This window comes from Nostoc sp. ChiSLP03a, assembly GCF_034531215.2.
Classification (GTDB): Bacteria; Cyanobacteriota; Cyanobacteriia; order Cyanobacteriales; family Nostocaceae; genus Nostoc.
Genome location: NZ_JAVRBQ020000184.1, coordinates 1 through 14,065, shown reverse-complemented (window position 1 = coordinate 14,065; position 14,065 = coordinate 1). Strand labels below are relative to the sequence as shown.

The window sequence follows — 14,065 nt, the reverse complement described above, 5'->3', positions numbered from 1 at the left end:
CGTGAGGCAAAAAAAGATTTATGCAAGAGGTCTAATCTTTATTTTCAAAATTCTAGATTTAAAAAAGTGACATCAGACACTATTGCTCATCTTCAATAATTAAATAAACTCATAAGGAGGTAGTGCTTCTCCTAACTGTAACTCCCACCGGGGACAGGCTTCTTGCCAAGCCAAAAGTTGTGCTGTTAGTAAAGATTCATTTTGATTACTCACTAAAAGATAAATTCGTGTTTCTTTACCTTCTTTCTGAACAATTTTAGATTCATGGATTTGAGTAATTGTCTGAGCTATATTTTCCCATTCTGTTATTTGAGCAGTGTAAAAATTTTGCTGTGCTTGATAGCGTTGCTTTTTGGCTAATAAATACTCTTTTCCTCCCGATGCTGATGATGTATTAGTTTCATCTAAAATACGAGGAATAAATTTTAAAATATATTGATTTTTATCTTTGATTTGGCATAACTTTTCTAGATATTCTTCAGCATGGGTTTCTAAATGATTTAATAAGTTCTCTTGTGAAGCAAATGAAGTGCCAAACCGCAAGGGTAAAACTGTAGTGTGGCGAAATACTTCATAAATTACGCGATCATGAGACAAGACTGCCTTAATTAAGCTTTCGTCGTTATTTTGCAATGATTCCAAGGAAATGGCTGGTTCTACCAGAGCAGAAACACCAGATTTGCTAATTAGGACTACAATATTGCTGATGCCTAAAGGTAAATTTAGGTCAACAACTGGTGTTTGGATAAAAGCATAAACGTAAAGATTATATAATTCCACACTTAATATTTAAAGTTAAATAATTTTAGGATTTAAATTATATTAAAAATTAACATATATATAGATTTTTATATATATTAAGAATGAAGAAATAACTATTTACAATAAAACTAACTCTCTTATAAGTAGATAATGAAGCACATTGGTAATCGGCGACTCAACAGACCTAAAATCAGCACAATGCCTCGTATAAAATCTGAGGCATCTGAGCAATTAAAGCTATACAAAATGGTGTCAGATCGACAGCGTATCCAGGAAGAAGTGAAATTTATGACTGAGAGTTTGGAAAAATTGAAACAGCACCTGAGCGATTTAGATACTCAAATACAACAAACTGAATTATCAATTCAAAACTTGCGCCAATCACCTTCCGTCCAGACTCAGACTATGCGCGTTACTCCAACTGATAATACAAGCGAAACTCCCTCCCATACTTCTCACAAGGCTTCCGAGTCCAATAATTTTGAGACTTTTTACTTAGATATTTAGTCACAATCAATCGTGTAGAAGAGGTTAAAAATTTAATCAACTTCTTCTGCTTCTTCTTCCATTGCTTGAATTTGCAGTAAAAGTTCCTCTTCTTGAATTTCAAACTCCTCTTCAGATATTTCGCCAATATCAAAAGCCAGTTGCAAAGCTAACAAGCGTTTGTGCAGATTTTCGTTTTCATCTAATTCACTATTAGCACGTTCTAGAAGTTGTTCTCCTATCCAGGTTATGCCTTCAAGTGGGCCGATGACAGGAAATAATAATATTTTCATCAACATCAGATTAATTTCCCTTAAGAAAGCTGGGCAAATGTGTAAGGAGCAGTAAAATTGTTGTAGCGAATTCGCAGGCGATCGCTAAATTTTTGATCGATAGATTCTACCTTTTCACTAAAGATAGATTCACTATCCCAAGGAATTAAATAAGCTGTATTATAAATCATCTCTTCTGTCATCGTATTATTTTCTAATACTTCTTCTGCCAAACTGTTTAATTCATCTTGAAAAGTTTGGATAATAGTTTCCTTGCGAATTTGCAAACCCTTTTCAATCATTTGACCAATATCGATGACTTCTTCCATTTTCAAAGTTTTACCTTCCATTGCATCACGCTTTTGTCGCAATTCTGGATTTGTCTCTAGCAATGCTTGAATTTCTTCCTGGCTATTCCATAAAACTTTGACGCTAACTTCCCGTCGTCCATCCAGTTTTTGAAATAATGCTTCTAATTGTTCTTTATACGGAACAAGCAATTGTTCGTTAACTGTGTCCCAGGTTTTCACAACTAAGCCAAAACGTAAAGGTAAATGGGTACGAAACCCTTGACTCATTGCTTCTTCTAAAACTTTTTCATGACACAATAAATTACGTCTAGAAGCCAAATATTTTTTTTGTTTAGCTTCAGAATACAAAAAGTTAAAGCCATCAAGAGAATAATTTTTAACTGTTTGTTTATCTAATCCTTCTAATATCACATTTTCAGAAACAGCTTCGGGAAAAATTCCATATAGGTAAATGCCTAAAGTCATAAATATTTACTAACTTTTTTCTAAAATTTTACAAAAAACTAAATTGGTTTTGATGTTAGAACTAAGCGTAGCTTGGCGTGAATTAAATTTAAATTACCCAAACCTAAATCAATATCGCCATGTAACACTATGCCAATATTTAAAAGCCTGTCTAACAGTTCCAAGATAGAAGGATTTTGACTAGGTTCCCCTGGATAGTAGCTTCCGGGTGCAGGTAAAAGAGTACCAAGTTCTCCCAAATCTATATTTAAATCCTCTGGTTTTATTTCAAAAATTTGGCACAAGTGTAATACTTGTTCTTCTAGTTTTTGCAAACTTTCTGCTGCTTCGTCTAGCTGCGAATCACTAAGGAGTTGTTCATCCATGCGACGAATAACTTGTGCTTCCATTAACTGGCGAATAACTTCCAACACTGTTAACAATAAAGAAGCTAAACCTGCTTTACTGTTTAGTTTGTGAACATTAAGAATTTTTTCAGCCGAACTTTCTGAAGACTTATCAACTAACGTCATAATATCACTAATTTTATTTTTCAATTAAAAACGCTTGTATCCTTTTCTCAAAATGTTTAACTAATATTTCTGAAATCAAAGTAAAAAAATCTTATTTAAAAACCTTCCCCTTCCCTTATCCCTAAATCCACCTGACTAGTAGCTAAAGCTTTAAGCGATCGCATTTCTGCTTCTATACTTTGTAGTCTATCCTGGAGTTGTCGATTTTCCTCAATTAAAGTCTGGGCTTTGCTACTAAGGTAAGGATCGCCTTCCCACCAATTTATTCCCATTTCTCGTGCTTTATCTACAGAAGAAATCAATAAACGAATTCGGATATGTAAAAGTTCGGTAGAGGCGATAGAAACAGAAATATCACCTGCAATTACAATTCCCTTATCTAAAATTCGTTCCAGAATATCTGCCAAAGTCGAACCTTGGGTAGAAGTGGTAATTGTTTGACTCGAGTTGGTTTTAGAAGTCGATGATATTGGTGTAGAAGTCACGATAGGCTTGACTCTTTAGTGATATACAATGTATTTTTCTCTATCAAAAATTATTTAAACAACAGAGAACACAAAATATTCATAGCTTAAATTCTATCAACATAAAGAACCATATCATATTTCCATTATAAAAACATACTAAATCTTATCCATCTTGAGAAAGATATTAAACCTCATGCATCTTTAAAACTGGAGTTTTTCAAGAAGATACTAAGTAGGTCGATCTCAAAACTTTTAGTTTAAACCAAGAAACTAGCAAGGGCGAAATGCAAGAGGAGACAGGGTTTTACTCTAATTTATCTTGAGATAGTTTGATTTTATCATACCAACCTACGTAATATTAAATATCCTACTTTTCCTACTTTTCCTACTTTTCCTACTTTTCCTACTTTTGGTCAAAATGTTTAAGGAATTTAAGTAGGTTGACTCCAAAATTTGTAGTTAAAATAAAAGAAGTGGCAAGAAGCGAAAGGCGAGAGCAAAGAAGGTTTGATTCAGGTTACATTTATTTATATAGTTTATTTTAATCATGTCAACCTACTTAATAAATTAGCTAATTTTAAATAATTTATTATTCCTTATCAAAAGAAATACTATTTGTGTTAATTAGTGTATATGTAACCAAGTAAATATGTTGAAATAATTGCAGAATTTTTATCTTTGGTCACACCTTTAACCTCTCGCTATTTTTTTATTGTCAAATCTTGAAATTGAAAGTGTAATAGCTGAAATCGCTAGCTTGATAATATTTATAAAGTATTTATTATGTTGATTAAGTATTCGTTTAGAGTTTTGCACTAGTTCAAATGCAAATAGGAGTTAACTACACCATGCCAAATCAACAGATAAATTACTTACCCTACTTTCTTAAATTTAACGGACAAAACGACCATATTATTTTGTCTAAAATGGATGTAGATTATTCACAGGGCTTCACTATAGAAGCATGGGTTTATTACAATAGCTTTAAGTTTTGGTCGCGTATCATTGACTTTGGTAATGGTGTAGACAAAGACAACATCGTATTTGCGAATGACAGTAACACTAATACACTTATCTTACAGATTAAAAAAATTACAGTAGAAAGAATTAGAGCTAACAACGTCCTCGAAACTGGGAAGTGGATGCACTTAGCAGCAACAGTTGATAGCTTTGGTAATGGTAAACTCTACAAAAACGGTTTAGAAGTTCAATCTGGAAAAATTCAGCTTCCTGGAAACCTTAACCGAAGTCTTAATTACATCGGCCGGAGTAACTGGACACAAGATGGTTATTTTGACGGACGAATGGCAGAAGTACGTCTCTGGAACCGCGCACGTTCAGTAGAAGAACTGCAACAAGACTTACACCGCCGTTTAGAAGGTAAAGAAGCCAGATTGGTAGGATATTGGCCACTGAATGAGGGAACTGGCAATATTGCCAACGACAAATTTAATATTATTAATCAAGCAATAATTTATGGAGCTACTTGGGAACAACAACAAACCTCTATTCAAGCTGATACTAATACAAATTTTCCTGCTTTTTTTCTCTCTTTTGATGGTATAGACGATCTCGTTGATATCGGCAAAAAACCAGAATTTAAAATCGAAAAAACTCTAACTGTAGAAGCTTGGGTTTATCCTGAACAACAAAAGCAATGGGCTGGTATCTTTGGCAATATCTTTGATACAGGTTTTACAGAAAGTGGATATGGTTTCTGTCTTGATGGTGCGAGTGGTGTGAATTTTACTTGCACCCCTGACAAGAAAGGAATCCAGTATCTCAGTAGTGGTACTAAGACATTAACTTTATCTCAATGGCAGCATGTTACAGGTACTTACAACGGTCAAGAGATGAAGGTTTATGTTAATGGAGTTCTCAAAGCAACAAAAGCAATCTCGGCTAATAAAATTAACTATAATCCTGAAAATAATTTAAGAATAGGTGTTTATCAAGACGATAACGAAGCTTATAATTTTAAAGGCAAGATAGCCGAGGTTAGACTTTGGAATTGTATCCGTTCTGAAGCTGAAATTAAATCTTGTATGTACAACAGTTTAAAAGGGAATGAGCCTGGATTGGTTGGTTATTGGCCTCTAAATGAAGGCTCTACTACCACAGTTAAGGATGGTACAAGCCTTAGTAATAACGGCAAAATTACTGGAGCTATTTGGGATTGGCAACTATTCTTTATCAATGAAATACTGGTTCAACCTAAAGCATCTGTGCTTGAACAAGAAAATGCTGAATTCGATAAGAAAGTCGTTGAATTAGAACCAAAGAATACTGAACAAGATAAACAACTATCAGAACTGAAGCAGAAAAATACTGAACTCGATCAGAAAGTTGTTGAATCAGAACACAAGAACGCTGAACAGAATAAAGAACTATCGGAACTTCGCCAGAAAAATATTGACCAAGCTCAACAAATTTCTGAGTTAGAACAAAGAAAAGCTCAACAAAATATACAACTAAGTGAACTCGATAAGAAAGTTGTTGAATCCGAGCAAAAGAAGATTGAACAAGTTAAACAAATATCAGAACTCAAGCAAAAAAATGCTGAACTCGATCATAAAGTTGTTGAATCTGAACGAAAAAATGCTCAAAAAAGTATACAACTATCAGAACTTCACCAGAAAAATATTGACCAAGCTCAACAAATTTCTGAGTTAGAACAAAAGAATGATCAACAAGATAAACAATTAGCTGAACTCGATAATAAAGTTGCTGAGGTAGAACAAAAGAACGTTCAACAAGATAAACAATTATCAAAACTCAAGCAAAAAAATGCTCAACTCGATAAGAAAGCTGTTGAATCAAAACGTAAGAATACTGAACTAGACAAACAGCTATCGGAACTTAAGCAGAAAAATATTGACCAAGCTCAACAAATTTCTGAGTTAGAACAAAAAAAGGCTCAACAAAATATACAACTAACTGAACTATATAAGAAAGTTGCTGAATCAGAACAAAACAACATTGAACAAGATAAACAATTATTGGAACTCAAGCAGAACAACTCTGAACTAGAACATAAAAATACTGACTTCGTAGAAAAACTGTATGATTTATCGCCAAAAATTATTGTAATTGATTCAAAAACAGTAATTCCTCAGAATGAGTGGCAGCAATTACAAAAGCTACAACCTGCGGATTTAAAGAGCGAATCATACTTTGGGGAAGAAACAGCTTTAAGTGGAGAATGGGCGATCGCAGGCGCACGCAAAGCCGATAAAGCTGATATTCAAGATGCTGGGATTGCTTATGCTTTCCAATTGCAAAATCAGATGTGGCTACAAAAACAGCAACTACAGCCCAATGATACCCGTGTGGGCGATCAATTCGGCTCTGCTGTCGCTATGAGTCAAGAATGGGCAATTATTGGCGCACGCAAAGCAGATTATGGAATTATTAGAGATGTTGGTGCTGCATACATTTATCAATTAGCAGATGGAATCTGGCAACAAAAACAGAAACTGCAACCTTCTGATTTAAATGTCAACAGTTCTTTTGGTAAGGGAATTGCTATTAATGGAAACTGGGTAATCATCGGCGCATCTCATAGTAACTCAATAACTATTCAAGATGCAGGCGCAGCTTATGTATTCTATCTAGAAAATGGCGTATGGCAGCAAAAACAAAAACTGCAACCACAAGATTTAGGCGTTAATCAATGCTTTGGTAACATCATCGCTATGACAGCAGAATGGGCAATCATCGGCGGTGGCGATCGCTACACTTCCGCTAGCATCAAACGCCCCGGAGGAGCCTATATCTACCACCTAGAAAACGGAGTATGGCAGCAAAAACAAAAACTAAATTCACCACGACCTGGAATTAATGACTTATTTGGTTATTCCGTCGCCATTTCTGGAGAATATGCTTTTGTTGGAGCCGTCAATACTCCTATCACCAATATCTTGGGTACTGGAAGCGTTTACATCTACAAATTAATAGAAGGAGTTTGGCAACCACAACAACTATTGCAACCATCCCAACCTAAATATTGTGCCTTCTTTGGGGCAACAGTAGCAATCGCTAATGACATCGCCGTAATTGGCTCAACCCGCGCCGATTCCTCCAAGCTCAAAGCTACTGGTGATGCTCATATCTTCAAACTAGAAAAAGGAGTGTGGCAACTTAAAGAAAAACTTCAACCCACCGATTTACATTATGAAAGCTACTTTGGTTTTTCTACTCCAACAAATAGGGAATGGATTTTTACAACTGCTGCTTGGGCAAATACTTCAACAGCAAAAAGAGTGGGTGCAGTTTATGTTTTTGCATCTCGATAAGGGGAAGGGCATTGGTGTCAACTGAACGCGAAACAGGCGGTTAGAAACCGCGTCTACACAAACAAAACCCACCTACCCTTCGGGAACGCCAAAGGCGAACGTGGGTTTCAAAACCTTAATTTTCCGTTAGTCCGCGTAGATGGACTTCGCCTGTGTAGCCGCGAATTCCATTCGCCAAGGCTTAAGTTGACACTAATGCCCTTCCTCTTCCCCTTCTTTTTCGGAGCTTAACAACTATGTCAAATACACAGATTAATTACTTACCCTACGTCCTCAAGTTTGATGGACAGAGCGATCGCATCATTTTACCCGAACTAAATATTAACTATTCCCAAGGTTTAACAATAGAAGCTTGGGTATATTACAACAGCTTTACATCTGGTGCATCAATCATTGATTTTAGTAATGGCGCAGGCAAGAATAATATTGTTTTTGCTAATCAAGGAGCTAGCGATACTTTAGTTTTAAATATCAACAATCAAGAAATTATTGCTGAAAAAGCCTTAGAAACAGGTAAATGGCTACATCTAGCAGCAACAGTAGATGCGGCGGGAAATGTCAAAATTTATCAGAATAGCCAAGAAATTCAATCGGGAAAAATTCAACTACCAGAAAGTATCAACCGGACTCAAAATTTTATCGGCAATAGTCATGATTCAGAAGATGGCTATTTTAACGGACAGCTGTCAGAAGTGCGTCTCTGGAAACACGCACGTTTACCAGAAGAACTGCAAAGAGATATGCACCGTCGTCTCGAAGGAAATGAAACGGGACTTGTTGGTTATTGGCCTTTAAACGAAGGTAGCGGCTATACAGCAAGTGAAGAAGGTAAAATTCAAGGTGCAACCTGGTATCAGCAAATTTTCTTTCCTATTGCTAGCCCTTTAAGTTATCCGCAACCTGTTCTCTCTTTTCACGGACAGAATGATTATATAGAAATTAAAGACCCGTTTGCTAACAATAAAGAATTCACTATTTCCTTGTGGATTAAACCCAGCCTTCTCCATGATGGAGGTTGGCGTGGGTTCATAGGTAAACAAGGAGATCAATATCACAAACCTGGATTGTGGTTATCTCCCAATCAAGGATTATATTACGACTCATATAACTTAAATGGTAAGCGTTATAGCGATGTTTTAAATAACTTTTTTGAAGTTGAAAACGAATGGATACATATTACTTGGGTGAAACAAGCAACAGAATACAGATTTTATCGTAATGGTGAACTGTTTATTACCAAAACCGCTCCCGAACTATTTTACACTAACCAGCATACCTGTTATTGGATAGGTCGAGTTGATAATTTCTGGTGGGGTGAAATTGCAGAAGTTTCTATCTGGAATTTTCCCCGATCGCCAGAGGAAATTAAAGCTGGCGGATATCAACATTTAGTAGGAAACGAACCAGGATTAGTGAGTTATTGGCCTTTAAACGAAGGTATTGGTAAGACAGCTACCGATCGTACCAGTCGAGGCAATGTTGGTAAAATTATTGGAGCCAATTGGCAACAGGAATACTCCATAAAAGCTTTTGAGCAAAAGGCAAACTTCATTGAATATGGTCTAGACTTTGATGGTGTAGACGATTATATAGAATTATTTCCAGAGAGTATCCCTTCAGGCAATGAAATTACTGTCACCTTTTGGGCTAAAGGTGGTAGTCGTCTGCCAAAAAACGCTACCATAATTGAAGCGATCGCCGAAGACCATCAACGTGTTTTAAGTATCCAACTTCCCAATGTTGATGGGATTGTTTACTTTGATTGTGGCTGCGATGTATCCCAAGCAACAGAGAATTACGATCGCTTAGAAAAAGTTGCCCAACTTTATGAATATCAAGATGAGTGGACGCACTGGGCATTTGTAAAAAATGTCACGGCGGGAGAGATGAAAATATATCGTAATGGACTCCTCTGGCATAGTGGTAACGAAAAAAGAAAAGCTCTCCCGACAACCAGAGTTGCTAATATAGGCAGATTAGCCCGCAGCGCTTCTGCATATTATCACGGAACTTTAGCTGAATTTGCAATTTGGAATCAAGCCAAAACACTAATAGAAATCCAAGCATATATCGGTAAATCTCTGAATGGTAACGAACCTAATTTAGTAGCTTACTGGTCTTTGCAAGATAGCTACGGCGATTTAGCTGCGAATAAAGTTAGCGAACAAAATTACGGCAAAATTAAAGGTGCTAAATGGCAACCAAAAGTTGTTAATAATCAAGCCTTACATTTACCATCAAGTCTATATTTTCAAAGATATGATAATCATATCGAAATTAAAGACCCCTTTGAAAATGATAATGAGTTTACTATTTCTTTGTGGGTTAAACCAACTTTAATTGACGATAGGAATTGGCAAGGAATTATTGGTCATGAAGGAGATAAGTATCGCAAACCTGGAATCTGGTTAACTCCAGAGAAATCAGGATTAGTTTACGATTCTTACGATTTAACAGGTAAACGTTATTTTGCCTGGATAGATAACTTCTTTGAAACCAAAGATAACTGGATTAATATCACATGGGTTAAACAAGGAACAGAATACAGACTATATCGTGATGGCGATCTTTTATTAACTCAACCAGCCCCAGAGCAGTTTTTCCATAACAAAGATACTGCTTATTGGATTGGCAAAGTTGATAATTTTTGGTCAGGTGCTATCGCCGAAGTCGTAGTATGGAATTACGCCCGTTCTGCTGCCGAAATTAAAAGTAATATATACAACTCCCTCAGAGGAGATGAATTAGGACTGGTTGGTTATTGGCCTTTAAATGAAGGTAGTGGCGATATAGTTAGAGATAGAAGCGATAGCGCCAATCACGGCAAAATATCTTTCGCTACTTGGACACAACAAAACTTTATCAAACCTGCGGCAGTCAACGATGAACTAAACGTCATCAAATCTGGTCTCAAATTTGATGGTCACGATGACCATATTTCATTACCAAGAATTAATTTCGATTACACTTTAGGTTTCACCATCGAAGCTTGGGTATATTACAGTAGCTTCCAAAAATCCTCACGAATCATCGACTTTGGTAATGGCATTGATAAAGATAACATCATCTTTGGGAATCTGGAAACAGATAATGATTTGATTTTAGATATTAAACGCGATGGCGTAGGGCAACAAATCACAGCTACCAATGTGTTAGAACCTAACAGATGGATGCACTTAGCAGCAATGGTTAGTGCTGATGGTACTGGCAAAATCTATAGGAATGGTGAAGAAGTTAAATCTGGAAAAATTCATTTACCTAAAAGTACTAACCGCACTCTTAACTACATTGCTCGGAGTAACTACTCATTTGACGGTTATTTTGATGGCATGATTTCAGAAGTACGTTTTTGGAACAAGATTCGTACTCAAGAAGAATTGCAAAAAAATATGCACCGCCGCTTATTAGGAAATGACCAAGGATTAATCGCTTATTGGCCATTTAATGAAGGATGTGGTAATAAAGTTTTAGATAAAACCAGCAATAGCAACATAGGTATTATCAACGGAGCCATTTGGCCCCAGTCTTATCAATCAGATTACTTGCAACCTGTATTGACATTTGATGGTAAGGGTGATTATGTCGAAATTCCAGAACATACTAACTCTAGTAACCAAGTCACAGTTTCAGCTTGGGCAAGAAGCAAGACTCCGATTTGGAATCAATATGGTTGCTTAGTTTCCAAACGCAATCCTTTTAGTTTACATCCCGAAGCTGGTGGCAAAACTTTCCATTTTTATATTCGTTCTGGTATGTGGAAATGTGCGAGTTTTACACCAAACATAGATATTACTAAATGGCATCATTATGCAGGCACATTTGATGGTCGCACTATTCGTTTATACATTGACGGCGAAGAAGTTGCCCGCACTGAAGCACCAGGACAATTAAATAATGATAACGGTCGGTTGTATATAGGCAGAGATGTTGATTCGCCATCCCGATATTTCAACGGACAAATTAGCGAAGTTCAGGTTTGGGATAAAGCACTTACCAAAGCAGAAATAGAAGATAATCTGCACCGTTCTCTGGTGGGGAATGAGCCAGGATTAATTGGCTACTGGCCTTTAAATGAAGGTTCTGGAGATAAAGTTTTAGATCGCACTCACCGCGTCTTGCACGGAAAAAGGATCGGTGCAGGTTGGGACGGACAAATTTTCTTCGTGAATGAACCAGTAATTACCAGACGCGGATGGCAACAAGTACAGAAGTTACAACCAACAGACTTAAATGGTAACTCTTTCTTTGGCGAAGAAGCCGCAATTAGTGGAGAGTGGGCGATCGTCAGTGCCCGTAAAGCTAATGCATCGCGTTTGTCAGAAGCCGGAGCCGCCTACATTTTGCAATTGCAAAATAAAATGTGGCATCTCAAACAGAAGTTGCAACCTCATGACTCGCGCGTAGGCGATCAATTTGGGTGTGATGTCGATATTAGTGGCGAATGGGCAATTGTGGGAGCTAGGAAAGCCGATACTGTAGGAATGCAAGATACTGGAGCCGCTTACGCTTTCCGCTTAGAAAACAGGGTATGGCAGCAAGTACAAAAATTACAACCCATTGACTTGGCTGCTCATGATTACTTTGGTAAAGGGTTAGTCATCAATGGCGAGTGGGCTTTAATTGGGGCTTACAACGCCAGAGCAAACGGGAATCGAGGCGCAGGCGCAGTGTATGTTTTCCGCCTAGAAAATGGAATATGGCAGCAGGTACAGAAGTTGCAACCAAAAGATTTAGGTGTTAATCAATGCTTTGGTAACTCCATCGCCATTAGTGGAGACTGGGCAATTATTGGTGGTGGCGATCGCTACGCCTCTGCTAATGTTAAACGTCCTTTCGGTGGTGCTTATATATACCGTTTAGAAAATGGTGTCTGGCAGCTCAAACAGAAACTACAATCTACTCAAGTCGATGGGAAAGATTTATTTGGTTACTCCGTCGCCATTGCTGGAGAACACGCTTTTGTCGGGGCAGTTGGTACTAAAATTGGCAATGTTCTATCTGCTGGCAGTGTTTATACTTACCAACTAGAAAAAGGAGTCTGGCAACCCAAACAAAAACTGCAAGCCGAGCATCCTAAATATTGTGGCTTCTTTGGTGCGACGGTGGCGATCGCAAAAGATATGGCGATCGTTGGTTCCACCCGTGCCAATTCTGCCAAAATAATCGACACCGGAGATGCTTGCGTTTTCCACCTAGAAAAAGGCTTGTGGCAGCAAAAACAAAAACTGCAACCAACTGACTTACATTACGAAAACTATTTCGGTTTCTGTACTCCCATCGATGGCGAATGGGTGTTTAGTACTGCTGCTTGGGCAAATAATTCCCACTTCCGCAGAGTTGGTGCTATCTACATCTTCCAAGGTCGTTGAACAATGGCTGTTGCTATTAAGAACTTCTAAAGAAGTAGATACAGTACTATTGAGAGCCACCCAAGATGGCATTACCCTGCCAAAACGGGAAAATTGTACGCTCAGGCTGAAATCCTACAGCGTACATCCAAACTGCTTCCCAAAAGTTGATTATTTTTTTTAGTTGGAAGTCCTTTACTGGAGTTTAGACTAAATAGCCGACTGTAAAAGAAAAAATAAGGGGTGTGCTTGAACACAGGCCCCCTATTAGCAGAACCTGAGAGAAGAACCACCAACTCTCATCTGCCAATATGAAATGTGCCTTATTAGAAGAATTTCGTCAAGCAGCGTACAAGCATTTAGGTAGAGCGCATGATGCGACTTTTGAACTGACGGATGCAATATTGTTAACTCGTAATGCCTACAGTTTGGCAGATTTATCGCTATCGCCAGTATTTAGACGTAAGTGGCCAAGCATCTACGAAGCATTACAAGATAGCAGACCACAGCGACAGAAATTGATGCAGTTATACATCAAACAGATGCCAACAGATGGTCGTCCTTTGCTAGCAGGCGACCACACTGCCTGGCCACGCGCGGATGCAGTAACTCTACAGGAAAGGACAATAGAACACAGCAGTGTCACAGTAGCAGGCAACAAACCAATAACCGTAGGTCAGGGGTACAGCACCATTGCTTGGATACCAGAGGATTCGGGCAGTTGGGCATTACCCCTGAGACATGAGCGAATTACTAGTTGGGAAAACCCGATACAGAAGGCAGCTTGGCAACTACAACAAGTGTGTGAGAATTTACCCACCAGACCGATTTCGGTTTGGGATAGCGAGTATGGCTGCGCTCCTTTCATTTTGAAGACGGCTCACATCAAAGCAGATATTCTTGTCCGGTTGCGTTCCAACCTGTGTTTGTGGGGCGCACCACCAGCATATTCTGGTCAAGGGCGACCCAGGAAGCATGGTGACAAATTCAAACTCAATGAACCTTCTAAGTAGGTAGGTGGAATTAATTATAAGATAGAAAAACTGCTAAATTAGCTTGTTATGCCTGCCCCATTACGCATCATTCTGACCCCAGAGGAAGACAGAACCTTAACGGAACTGCGACTTGCTCAGTGGCTTCCTCAAAG

General features: G+C 37.9%; 9 protein-coding genes. 4 read left to right on the top strand and 5 right to left on the bottom strand.

Going from position 1 to position 14,065, the window contains the following annotated elements:
- Positions 1–99: 99 nt before the first annotated feature.
- A complete protein-coding gene (locus RMY32_RS30835) occupies positions 100–780 on the bottom strand; it encodes a GvpL/GvpF family gas vesicle protein (protein WP_322714650.1) in 681 nt (226 codons plus the stop codon).
- 132 nt (positions 781–912) lie between these two features.
- Between RMY32_RS30835 and RMY32_RS30830 the strand changes: the two genes are divergently transcribed.
- Positions 913–1,269: a gas vesicle protein gene (locus RMY32_RS30830; protein ID WP_409884399.1), complete on the top strand. Its 357-nt coding sequence runs from the start codon at positions 913–915 to the stop codon at positions 1,267–1,269.
- Positions 1,270–1,301: 32 nt separating this feature from the next.
- Here the strand turns inward: RMY32_RS30830 and RMY32_RS30825 are convergent, their stop codons facing one another.
- The 4 genes from RMY32_RS30825 to gvpJ all read right to left on the bottom strand — a co-directional run bounded on the left by RMY32_RS30825 (position 1,302) and on the right by gvpJ (position 3,293).
- Positions 1,302–1,547 (bottom strand): gas vesicle protein GvpG, encoded by a 246-nt coding sequence (locus RMY32_RS30825; RefSeq protein ID WP_322714648.1) that lies wholly within the window; start codon positions 1,545–1,547, stop codon positions 1,302–1,304.
- Positions 1,548–1,561: 14 nt separating this feature from the next.
- Positions 1,562–2,296 (bottom strand): GvpL/GvpF family gas vesicle protein, encoded by a 735-nt coding sequence (locus tag RMY32_RS30820; RefSeq protein WP_322714647.1) that lies wholly within the window; start codon positions 2,294–2,296, stop codon positions 1,562–1,564.
- 38 nt (positions 2,297–2,334) lie between these two features.
- Positions 2,335–2,808 carry a gas vesicle protein K gene (locus RMY32_RS30815; protein ID WP_322714646.1) on the bottom strand — a complete coding sequence of 158 codons (474 nt, stop codon included), beginning with the start codon at positions 2,806–2,808 and terminating at the stop codon, positions 2,335–2,337.
- A 95-nt stretch (positions 2,809–2,903) separates the two neighbouring features.
- Positions 2,904–3,293 (bottom strand): gas vesicle protein GvpJ, encoded by a 390-nt coding sequence (gvpJ, locus tag RMY32_RS30810; RefSeq protein WP_322714645.1) that lies wholly within the window; start codon positions 3,291–3,293, stop codon positions 2,904–2,906.
- Between the two features lie 830 nt (positions 3,294–4,123).
- Here gvpJ and RMY32_RS30805 point away from each other — a divergent pair.
- The 3 genes from RMY32_RS30805 (at position 4,124) to RMY32_RS30795 (ending at position 13,931) form a co-directional block, all read left to right on the top strand.
- Positions 4,124–7,570 (top strand): LamG-like jellyroll fold domain-containing protein, encoded by a 3,447-nt coding sequence (locus RMY32_RS30805; protein ID WP_322714644.1) that lies wholly within the window; start codon positions 4,124–4,126, stop codon positions 7,568–7,570.
- A 236-nt stretch (positions 7,571–7,806) separates the two neighbouring features.
- On the top strand, positions 7,807–12,939 hold the full coding sequence (locus RMY32_RS30800; RefSeq protein WP_322714643.1) for a LamG-like jellyroll fold domain-containing protein: 5,133 nt from the start codon (positions 7,807–7,809) through the stop codon (positions 12,937–12,939).
- Positions 12,940–13,229: 290 nt separating this feature from the next.
- Positions 13,230–13,931 carry a transposase gene (locus RMY32_RS30795; RefSeq protein ID WP_322714642.1) on the top strand — a complete coding sequence of 234 codons (702 nt, stop codon included), beginning with the start codon at positions 13,230–13,232 and terminating at the stop codon, positions 13,929–13,931.
- Positions 13,932–14,065 lie beyond the last annotated feature (134 nt).